Consider the following 11,950-nt stretch of genomic DNA (forward strand, 5'->3'; position numbering starts at 1 on the left):
TACCCATTCTAGGAGCATAAAAGTGATATAGCACAAATAGTGCCACTACTAATTTTCTTTAATAATCAAAAAGTAAAGGTATATTGTTACTATTTTAACTTATCTTAAGTAGCATTTTTTTGCAAAATACAATGTAAAATAACACCTACTTTATAACTACCAAATAAACAACGGTTCCCTGCTCTCCGGCTAATAAACTCCCCGTCATATCCCAACGCACTTCCCCCTCATAACCTACTGCATTGGTGCCATTTGCAGTCACAGGAATACAGGTCAGTGAAGCGGGTACAGAGCCTGAGGTGCAATCAATCGCTTGAGAAAGCTCGGTATAACTTGGCGTACTATCAAAAATACTCACTTCGGTTAAATCACCACTACCTACATTGGTAAAGGTAATCGTGTATTCCAACACATCACCCGGACGGCCTTGGTTACTCATCCCAACCGCAGTGCCCTGTGTAATATTACGCACCGTTTTCTCTAATTTTAGTTCACCAGCGCCACTAAACGTCGCTCGAACCGTATCTTTATCAAGTACTTGACGAGTCACTCCATGACCAGTGGCGGCACTGTCAGCAAACGTCATGTCTGCAGCAATATCATAGTGATATAAAGCATTAAGTGGCGCATCTGCTGGCACAAATACCTTACTAAGTAGACATACAGCGGTATTGCCACTTACTGCAACTGGATTGACAATTTGAGCATCCGTCCCATCTATTACCCCATTACAATCATTATCTTGGTAGAGCACCGCATTCCAACCATCATTAGCAGGTTCAACTTCTGTATTAATGATTGAGAAATTCACACTCCCTGCTGTCGCGGCGGTAAATTTATGAGGGAATAGTACCGATTTACCCGGCTCTGCTTCACTGAAATTATCTGGCTCCATACGGGGCTCTTGCACTTTACCAAAATCTAATCCAGAGATGTCATCCCCCGCATTAGCATTCACGCTCATTTGACTGTCGGTCACACTACTACTGGTAACTTGCGTAATGCCCGTCACATCGGCTTCACTGATATCGATCCAATCCGCCTGCTTGACTACGTCTAACAGCAGATCTTTACCTGAGAAATCCACCCCTATCACAAACTGGTAAGAGCCATCACCGGAGGTAAGGTCTGTGGCTATAACATCACCGGATGTAAAGCCTGTCACTCCAGTATCATTAAAGGTTACCGTTACCGTAAAGTTACCCAAACCTACTTCTGAGCCCTCTTGTAACCCATCATGCGCAGCTGTTGCCCCACCAACGCCATTATCTTCAAACACGACGCCACTGAGTACAATTCGGTTCAGCAGTTCAAACCAGTGATCTTCCACTTCACCATCATTTGCAGCGCCATCAAAGGTATTACAGCTGTTAGCACTAGAGCACAGACGCACTCGCATCACAGTATTACCATTAAACCCTTCGGCACTGGCGGCATCTAATATGACCGAGATACTGTTGTTGCCCGTTGTGACCGCTTGATCGTTAATTAACTGCTCATTGCTATCGGCAAAATCACCATCATTGTTTAAATCAACCCAGATATTGACAAAGCCATCACCGACAACTTGAATTGGTAGCGTGGTGCTGGTCTCAACAATAATTTGAGCTGGAATATTCAGGTCTTCATCATCTTGACCATGGGTGTCATCACCTGATGCATCAACACTGAGCCATTGAGTAAACTCAGGATCCCAACGAGAGCCTAGGGCCAGATCTGCGATACCATCTAACGCCGCATCCAAATAAGCGTGACTGGCTTGGCCATAACTGGCTGCAGCATCGCCATAATCTGTCGAATCATAACAACCTGCTCCATCGTTACCTTGTAAACTGCCCTGATCTGAAGCCGTCACATACTCAACCTCTTGTGTCATCACATTGATACGATAGACCACCGCTCGCTCATTAAGATCGATGGTTCCATCTTGGTTAGTATCATGATTACCACCATTAGTTAAAGCGTAGAGACTCACCGCGTTATCCATCACTAACGCACCGGCTTGCAATTTACCATTAGTGTCTAACGTCGGCTCTGCACCAAAGTACGTCAACGCTTGTGCTGTAACAGCCCCCGTCGATAGATTCACGGTATAAAGATTATCGCCATTGAGATCGACCAAATAACCCAATCCCGACTGACTACTGATGGCTAAATCTGCGCCCACTTCAATAGAGCCACCACCATAAGATCCCCCCATGGTTGCAATATCTAAGGGTACGGTCGTGAAAGTTTGAGTATTGAGATCAATTTTAACTAGAGAATCCCAAGAAGTACGCCATACAATTAAATGGTTACCATCAGCGGTAACATCCCCCGCAGTTGGGGAGCTTAAAACGGTTGACGTTGAGCTGTATCCGGTATGACGCAATGAATCTCCGGCTGCAAAATCAAAACTTTCCCCATCTTGCAGACGACGAATAGTGGTGGCAGATTCCGCTCGGATCTCCCCTAAATCGATGAAACTGGTCCCCGTTTTATCAGTCACAAACAGATGATGAATACGATCGGCTTGTGACATATCGGTAAAAGTACCATAAATCAACCCACTGATACGGTTAAAGCCTAATGCATTAATATTGGCGATATTACTTTGATTCGTAATGCTAATTGGGTTTACGATATCGGTGAAAGTAATCGGATCAACGGTTACATCTAATGAGTTATAGCTATAGTCTGTTGCCGCTATAGGTAAACGGGTTTGTACAATCAAATCACACTGATTATTACCGACAAGATCTGAGATAAGCACTCGATAATCTTCCACTTCTCCATCATTGGCCAAACCAATTGGGCTATCACACCCCACATCACTGCACAGACGAACCCGCAAGTAACTGTAACCTACGACGGCACCAGCTGGGATCGGGACACTGTAACTGTTGTTACCAATAGCGGCAGAAGTATCGGCTACCACCTGCTCGCCCGCATCATCCCAATCACCGTCGAGGTTAAAGTCTAACCACGCATAGAGACGTTGTCCGGTACTTGCTCTGCCACTGTCTTCAACCACGTTGACTGTAATATCAAAGTTTTCCCCTTTGGTCGCAGACTGTACAAGTGTCACACCATCTTCATCATCAAAATTGTTATTATCATCCGCAATGGCACCAATATCTTGTAAGTTGCCTAAATCGGCATCCCACAAATTACCCATTCGCAAATCGATAAAGCCATTATCATCAGTATCGGCCTGAACGTGTTGAGCTCCATCATTTTCATATGTGGTGGTGTAGTTATTAATACCAGTTCCAACAGTAGTATCAGGCGCATCACCGAGATCGGAACCTAAGACGTTCGGCGCTTTAGTAAAACACCCTTTTTGGAGGTTATAACCATCACCCGTACTACCTGTAAATCCGAATCGAACCATGTTATTACCAATATCATTACGAATATCACGAGTAAACTGACCAACCATGACTCCATCCATATAATAGGTAAACTGGTTAGTTGTAGGATCCCATTCAAATTGGGCGATATGATAACGCCCATCTTCTAACTCCCCTCCGGCAACAGAAGTGGCAGGAATCAAGGTATTGGCAACATCAGGCGTATACACATCACCGTTAAGATAAACTGCCGTATGATCTATATATTGCCCACCAACAGCATCATCAGTTGCACCAATATAAGTGTTATCAAAGGTATCGAATTCGAATACAACCGATGGTGCGACAGGTGTTGCGCCAAAAATATCACCAACACCAAGTCCTCCACCAAAGGCTCCAAAAGCATTGAGATCTCTTGGATCAGAAGACAGTACAAATGTCATTCCATCCGCACCACTTTCAATACCGTTTGGACATCCTGTATTACAGCTTCTATCTCCCAGATATACTGCAAGTTCGGCATACATAGGTCGATTGAGATCGATATAACCGTAACTCCATAAATAACCTTGTTGATTGGTTGTATTTGGCGTCACAATATATTCACCATTTGCTGCTAAGTACGCATCACCCCCTTCAAAAACAACAGGAGCATCACAAACATTGGGTTGAATAATATTGGATATCGCAGGAGTTACTGTGTCGGTATCATCTTCACCATTACCAAAACCATTGTTTGGCGTGGAATCAATATCATTGATACCCGTCTCTATAATTTCCGCATTAATAGCAGGAGCAGAGAGATCTTGTGGTGCTAAACGGATCACCGCATAATCATTAAAGCCAAATCCTATTACACCTAAATCAAGCTCTCCTGTAACAGGATCATAAGTGGTAATTTCAGTAACCCCGTCACCGGCATACGCCTTAACAAAGCTGTACCCAGTTGGAATAGGTAACGTCACTTTAGTATCGCTTGCGGTGGTTGCTCCTTTATTCTCAACACTGACCACCACATTAAACGGAATGCCTAACGTAACATTAACGCCAGGATCCATAGCAAGCATTAACTCTAAATCACCTACTGGTTTAAGAGAAATAAGGTGATCTTCTACCTCACCATCCCCCGCGCTACCTGTTGGTTGAGCACACACTTCACCGCTAGAACAGATACGTAAACGGACAAACGTATCAACAAGTTGAACATCGGCTGGAACTGTAAAATCTAGCTGTTCATTTCCAGAAGCAGTCACATTCACCGTTTGTCTTTCATCGGCATCAAAGGTACCGCTAGCATCAAAGTCAATCCAAGCATAAAGATTATCATTGCTTGAAGTTATTACAGGTACAGTGAGTGATAATGTATCTCCTGCGACTAAGATGCCACTGATCGTCGGTTGTGAAAATCCATCTTCATCATCAGGAGTAAGACCGTTAGTATCATCACCATCAGCAGTAGCGGTTGGTTGACCATCATTTTCATTATCTGGCGTATTGCCCCCTAAATATGGCAAGCCAACATCTGTTTGGTGACGAGGTCCATCTGCTGTTAATTCAGTCGCATAACCATCAACAGTTGGTGCATCGGCCCAATCTAAGGGTACTGGTGCATAACGACAACGGGCACCATCATTACCTGAAGCAGAAGCATTGGTTTGAGAGAACAGTGTCGCGGTATAGCTGCCAGCGGGTTTTGAGCCATCTAACACATCTATACGATAGATTCGGCCTGGGGATGGATTTTCAGAGATGTAAAAATAACCTTGGTCATCAAAATAAGCTGCACCAAATGGGCCAATAGGAAGTCCAACAAGAGCCCCTAAAGACGCCCTTGTACCCGTAGTTGGATCAAAACGGTATAGAGTATTATCAGCGGTAGATATTGCATATATTTGTCCATCGATTGGGTTAAAAGCAATATCAGCGTAATTCAAACTTGTTGTAGGTAATATTCCAATTTGAGTTAAATAGGTTTCACTGTTTGGATTTGTATCATAGAGATAAAAATTACCACTGTAGTGAGTATACAAAATACCATTGTCATCAATATCACCATTATTAGAACCACTCGGTAACGTTGAATTGGTTATCGGAAGAGAAAAAGTGGTATAACTACCATCTAAAAGGGTTAAGGTACTGGTTCCTTGCACCGCAGTTAAGGTATTGGTATGCATTGAATACCCTAAAGCAGCCCCCATCGTAATTGATGGGTCTAAAAGTGTCACATCTCCAGTCGCTAAGTTCACAGCATTTAAAGCAGTTGTACCAGGCCCATTCGATTGCGTTAAATAAGCAGGAGTAGCGCACACATCAAAAGAGTTAACAACAAAATCACCAAAATCGACCGTTGATGACGATCCTCCTGTAACAACAACTTCTACGATATTAGCTGAACTTGATGCATAAGTTGCAGGATCTCCGATAGTGGCGTTAAGATAAGTACCGGTCGCAGAATCTAATGTACCCGCAGTTGGTGGACAAGTTGGAGAGATCAAATCTGTTTCATTTGCGGCTTCATAGACTTTATAAGTACCAACTGAGGGTAAATCAATAAGATATGCGCCTGTTGTAGGATCTGATGTCGTCACATAACAAGCAGTCGTTGCCGTATTATATGCAATGATTGGAACCGCAACTCCTAACCCCGTTTCCGTCCCATCACGTATACCATTAGTAATAGTGCCGCCACCACTACCATCATCATTAAAGACAAAACCAGAGATAAATGGATTAATCGTAATTGGATGGTCTTCTACTTCACCATTAGATACCGAATCATAAGCGCGATCATCACTGCCTAAATTATCGGCATCAGTTAAGGTGTGATTAGTAATTCTCAAACGAATATAGCTATCACCTGCAGCCCGCTGTAATCCAGTCCAACTGAGTGATGCTGTACCATTTGCAGTCGCGGATGTATCATTACAAGTGCTTGAGGTATATTCAGAAACTTCAAAATCACCATTACTGTTAGCATCAACCCATGCATGAACCGTTGCGCCTAAATCACCACTACCACTACTAAAATCATTACAAGCAACATTAAAACTCAAATCACTACCCGATAAACTCAATGTTCCCGTTATGGCATCTTCATCATCAGGTACAGCCCCTTTGGTATCATCGCCAGAGCCATCAAAGCTGGTATCGGTCCCATCACCAAAGGCATCAGATTCACTATCAGGACCCGTACTTCCTAAATAAATTGTGCCATCAATAGCGTGAGATGGGCCATTTGATGCTGCTCGTGTTTTATAATCGCCTAACGTTGTACCCACATTGGCATCTGGTGCATCACCATAGTCACAAGCTAATCCATTAGTTGCAACAACAGTGATTTCACCAAAAATATGTCGCTGAGCAGCAGGATCATTATTGTGTCCGGTATGCGCAAAATAAATACCATTATTCGGATTAAAGGTTTGATCACCCGCAACTACAGGAGAGGTTTCAATAATCGAACCATCATCATTCATCGTAATGGCTTGCATGGTGACACTATTATCACTTTGAACAAACATCTTTAAGCGATAACGTTTATAAGATGTTGTCATATAGCCGGCGGCATTACCCATAATGGTCACAGGAGATTGACTGTAACTGGCAACCGTTGAATTTGTTCCATTCCAGAGAGCATCTACACCTAAATAAACCGCATTATCACCGATCAATATTCCGTTCATATTGGTGTGATCTGTAATCCAGAATAGTGCATCGCCATCACCGGCATTTAAATTTCTTAACCGCATTTCTATCTCAATACCAATGGGATAAGTAATTTGTTGATTAGGCGCTAAAATTTCTAATTCAAATCGTTTCGATGGTTGACCGCTACCGGCTTGCGAATACAGTTCATCGCCAACGATACTGGTTCCAGAAAACCCATCGGCTGGATTATCGTTATAACCATCTAGCTGAGTTATTTGCTCACCCGTTTCTGCATTACTTGATACCGCACAATAGACTTGTGGAAGTGTTGGTTCTATTTCGACCGTTAGGATCTGATCTTCTACTTCTCCTGAACCACCATTACCAAGTGAACGAGGATCCTCATCACTTCCTGTGGCACTGTCTGTTAAGATTTGATCACTAATTCGAACGCGTAAATAATATTCATCCATTGAGGATAATGCAGGTAAGGTACTCCACAACATCGAGGTTCCAACATTGGAACTTCCAGTCGAAATAACGATTGGATCACCTGTACTTACACCACCTTCAACAAACTCATCTTTATCAAACGTACCGCTATTGTCCCAATCCACCCATGCATATAAATAGGCATCAGAGCCTGATGAATTATTCACTAACTGGTTATAAGAAAAAGTTGTACTGGTTTCATAGAGTTGAGTGATACCTAAAGAATCTTCATCATCCGTACCATCTAGATCATCGCCATCGGCATTGGTTGATTGTGCTCCATCCAATTCACCATCAGGTGCTGTCGTACCGATAAAAATCGTGGCCGAAACTACGCTATGGAATGGACCGTTATCAGCAGCGATAGTCCGATAATCACCGCCCCCCACGCCAACACCAACATCCGGAGCATCGCCATAATCAGCTAATACTGAAGTATCCCGCCAATCTACATCCCCTCCAGAGCTCACATCCCCATCAAAATCAGGGAAATTGTCAGCTTGGGTATTATCAAAGCTACCATTTACATCAGCAAAATCATCGCCATTATCGTAATTATTATCGAGACCATTTGTCCCTACCGTACCCGATAAGGTTAACCCCGCTTCGGCAGTATCATTTCCACCTTGATTATCAGAGTCGAGGTCCAGATAGTCAGGATCATCTGTTGTATCTGTATTCTCTGGGGTCAAGCCATTTGTTGCAGTATAAGCTGAGTTTAAACCACTATTTGTTGTATAGGTTGCGGCAGAATCAGAGTTGGAAGGGATGTAACCCAGTGTTGTTTGTGCTTCAATATTATCAGGAATACCATCGCCATCAGAATCGAGATCCAAATGATTCGAAATGCCATCACCGTCAGGGTCAAGAGAACATCCAGTTAAACCTAAATTAACACCAATACCCAATAAATCATGTGATGAGTTGGTCGTTGGCATATAAAAGCGAACATAATAGGTTGTATTCGGTTGAAGAACATAGCTATCACCATAAGATAACGGTATTCTGCGCCAGCTGCTTTCATTAGATGGCCCACCTGTTGTGAGGTAACTATTAGCTGTTGTATAAGTCGTACCATCACTTAATATATCAGGACTACCAAATGCAGGATCATCATCAATATAAACTGCAAAAGAGCTGACACTGATGGCGTAATACAATGAACTGGTAACATATAGAGGATCGGAACCAACAGTAAACGAACCTTGCTGATAAGCGTCAGATGATACCGCGTCAGAGATATTACTCACGGTACTAGTTGCATTAAAATTCCATGCGCCTCCCGCAGGACTGATATTACCACCCGGTCCTGATGTAACAAATTGTTCTCCTTTAGTGATTTTTGAAAGGACTGAAGCTATCGTTCTCTCTGTCTCTATATCCCAATTAATAGATACTTCAGTCGGATCTTTACAGCTTTCAAGTTCAACAATGTCTAAAATACCATCATTATCATCATCGATATCAATATCGTCAGTAACACCATCATTGTCGGTATCAATAGCAGGTGGAGGAGGCGTTGCAATGACAGAAATAATATGATCTTCTACTTCGCCACTACCTCCTACACCAAACGAGCGAGGATCTTCTGTATTTCCACTAGCCCCACCAAGGGCTAATTCAGTATCAGAAATACGAATACGCATATAATGCTGATCACCAGAACTCAATCCACTAATGCTGCTCCAATCAATTGAAGCTGATATCGCACTATCTGCAATATCGATTTGTTCATCCGTACCCGTTCCATTTGAAACAAATTCATCAACGTCAAAAGTACCGCTATCATCCCAGTCAATCCATGCGTACAAATAGGCCGTTGAACCTGTCGTGTTTGTAACATCAATAGTCTCAGAAAATGTTGTTGCGGTATCTTCTATAGTTAAATTCGATACACTATCTTCATCATTTGTTGCATCATTATTATCGCCATCAGCAGTTGTCACTCCCGTTCCGAGAGCATCTGATTCTTCATCGGTGGCATTTGTACCGATTAACAATGAAGTTGAGCTAGTATGAGATGGGCCATTATCAGCTAATAGCGTACGGTAGTTTCCTGTTCCAATGCCAGCACCAGAATCAGGAGCATCACCATAATCTGCAACCGTAGATGTTACCGCTTGAGTTGCGGAAAACTCTGAAGTTTGCCCAGCATAAAAACTGCCAGATGAATTACTATCTGATAATGAAATCGCACCAATCTGAGCCCCAGCAGAAATCCCTGATACAGTTATCGTTCCACTAAACGTGCCATTAGTTTGATTGGTTAAACGACCAAGATAAGTGGTACCTTCGCCATAAGTTAACCCCGTAATCTCATTACCAATATTGGTCATAAAACTCCAACCACCAACTGGCTCTGCTGTTGTTGATGCAGTACTAGTGTCTCCAGCGCCCGAGGTAATGACATAAAACTGTAATTCATAACTGGTCTCTTGAATTGCGGCCCCATTACACATTGTTCCTTCAACAGTTAATGTATTACCATCAATAGTTGCTGTTGTAATAATAGGAATGCTTGGCCCAGTTACCGTTGGAGATCCATGATAGGTCGCTAAATAACATCCTGTGCCGTCGCCCTGATGAGAGTTTGTTTCAATACCGTTATTTTCACCGATATCAATAGCAATACCACCATTGCCACCAAACTGGTTTTGACTGACTTTTATGGCTCGACTTGAACCAGCAGCATAATCAATACCATTAACACCAGCGGCACCATTAATAACTTTATTAAATTCAGCATTAGTGTGAGCAGTATAGCCTAATGAAATGCCAGCACTTGGAAACCATTCAGAGTTCGTTGAATTGTCATAGTTATTATCACTTTTAATATAAAAACCACGAGTGTTAGTCACCGTATTTTGTAAAATATCTAAGTATGAAGCTCCCGATGTATTATCAATACCAGCAAACCCTGCATTATCGATATAATTACCCTGAACAGTCAGCGCATTCATACCTCGCTCAAATACCATGCCTGAACCATCAACATTAATAATATAATTATCAGTGATAACAAACTTAGTTCGAGAATCTGTAGGACTGGTCAAATACCAAATAATAATTGCTGTATCCCAAGTGTTATTAAAATAGTTATTATCTATTTGACCCGATGCATCATAATCTTGCTCTGCCCCCCAATTAATGCCGTTATTGATTATTACACCACGATAAATTTGGTTATTAGCATCAGCTCCTGTAGGCAAAACACCAATTACGTTATTGGTAAAATCAAAATTTTGAATACTATCGGGAGCAAAAAAAGCAGGGCCTGCAACCGTACCATCGCTGTCATCAGCATAAATAGCTATATCACGGATCGTGACATTATGAACATTCGCAGCTAATTCAATACCAGAACATCCAGACCACGTTGAACTTTCAGCTTGAGTCTGACCATAATAACTTCGTAAACAATTATCCGCGATATGATTAATCGCAAAATCAGGTGCATCCACTTGACTAATTGAACGACTATTCCAATCAGCACCAACCGTAGTAGTTGTCCCAAGAAGAGTTGAATCTAAATCACGCAGTAATGTGGCATCAGAAAAATCATGTGCTGTACCATCTATGGTGATATTGCCTTCTGTAATAGTAGGGAAGACAAGCATGACGAAATCGAAGTCTTGGTTTTCAACTTCCCACCATGATGCCCGATTAGGAGGGACTACGGGTACAAAACGCATTGTATTTGCACCACTATAAGCATTAGCGTTCAACAAAAATTGCTGATAAGAACCAACACCATCAAATTCTGTGTTTACTACAATATTAAAGCTAAAACCAAAACTCAAGTTGCCAAGATCATAGTCAAGATACAGTCCCGTAATATGTTCACGAGTACCTGCATCTGTTGTAACATCTGCCCCTGTTGCTGTTTTACCTCCATAACAAACATCAAAATTATGAGTGGTATTCGTGGTTAAAACACTGCCACCAGCACCATCAGCACAATACGATTGAACAGCAAAAGGAGTGGGAATTGTGCTTAGAGCCTCCATACCAATGGTTTGTTCTGCAACCAAGCCACCACTACCATTACTTGCCGTTGTCGGAGCATCAGAAGCAACCCAATACACAGCATTCGCTAACCCGGTAAAAGAATATTCACCATTGGCATCAGTAACATCGGTTGCAACAACGGTATCTCCACTATCGGGTAAATTATCACCATCATCAAGATAGATAGTTACAGTAACACCAGGTAAACCTCGTTGATCTCCCAAATTATCATTAAAAGTAAAATCACCATCGATTAAACCATCACCAGTAATGTCCTCAAATACGGTACCTGATACCGAGGCTGCTAATGCACTATTACTAATAAAAACAAGTAATAAAACGATAATATTTATTATCTTATTTATATTAAACATTGGCACCTCAAAATAAAAATAGAAACATCACTATTAATATTTTAATGTTTACCTCAGATAAAATTATCCTATTTATGAGATTTAAAATAACATGAA

The 11,950-nt window shown here is 42.0% G+C and carries 1 protein-coding gene; it reads right to left on the reverse strand.

Features of this window, described 5'->3' with window-relative positions:
• Positions 1-145: 145 nt before the first annotated feature.
• On the reverse strand, positions 146-11,854 hold the full coding sequence (locus tag CTN07_RS05350; RefSeq protein ID WP_005304340.1) for a GEVED domain-containing protein: 11,709 nt from the start codon (positions 11,852-11,854) through the stop codon (positions 146-148).
• Between the last annotated feature and the right edge of the window lie 96 nt (positions 11,855-11,950).

It is taken from the genome of Photobacterium damselae (assembly GCF_003026815.1).
GTDB lineage: Bacteria > Pseudomonadota > Gammaproteobacteria > Enterobacterales > Vibrionaceae > Photobacterium > Photobacterium damselae.